Genomic DNA, 369 nt, shown 5'->3' with positions numbered 1-369 from the left:
TGGTACTTACGACTTCATCCTCACCGTGCAGGATGGCAGCAATGCAGGTTGTACCAAAGATGTACCGTTCTCCGTACAGATCGACGCTAATCCGACTGTGCAGATTACAGCCGTACCAGACCAGATCTGTAAAGGTGCTACCACTACCCTGTCTATCGGCAACAGCAACAATGGCTATAAGATCAGATGGACCCTGGACGGCGTAGCCATCCCTGGTACTGATGACAAGGTATCTATCACCCACACGCCTACTGTAATTGGAAACAACACCTACAAAGTGACCGTGACAAACGGTGTCTGTGAGGTATCCGACGACCAGGTGGTGATTGTAAGGTCCATGCCTACTGCTACTGTCACCAACAAAGCGAT

At 50.1% G+C, this 369-nt stretch carries 1 protein-coding gene; it reads left to right on the top strand.

Annotation, left to right across the window (positions count from 1 at the left end):
* The coding region (locus ICL55_RS34970) for a hypothetical protein (RefSeq protein ID WP_188106720.1) at nucleotides 1-369 on the top strand (369 nt) is incomplete at both ends.

The sequence above is a fragment of the Chitinophaga varians genome (genome assembly GCF_014529945.1).
Lineage (GTDB): Bacteria > Bacteroidota > Bacteroidia > Chitinophagales > Chitinophagaceae > Chitinophaga > Chitinophaga varians.
This window is presented reverse-complemented; position numbering and strand designations above follow the sequence as displayed.